We start from the raw sequence: 239 nt of genomic DNA, 5'->3' as shown, positions 1-239 counted from the left end.
GATAACTTCTCTAAAATTAAACTTTTGACATTTTCATTTTGTATTTTCATTAATTCTTGATAATCATCTTTTTCTAATTCTCTTTCGAAAACATCAACTTTTAAAAATTTAATATTTGATGGTAATTGAACATCTAGAGTTTCACCTATTAACAAACCATTTTTTATTTTTTCTTTTTCCATGTATTTTTTAATTTGGTTTAATGCTTTGTTATTTATAGAATTTTTCTTTACTTCTAC

1 protein-coding gene is annotated in these 239 nt (G+C 20.9%); it reads right to left on the bottom strand.

Features of this window, described 5'->3' with window-relative positions; translation table 11 throughout:
- The coding region (locus Q5762_RS39540) for a hypothetical protein (RefSeq protein WP_315897153.1) at positions 1–239 on the bottom strand (239 nt) is incomplete at both ends.

The sequence above is a fragment of the Streptomyces sp. P9(2023) genome (genome assembly GCF_032436795.1).
Lineage (GTDB): Bacteria > Actinomycetota > Actinomycetes > Streptomycetales > Streptomycetaceae > Streptomyces.
This window is presented reverse-complemented; position numbering and strand designations above follow the sequence as displayed.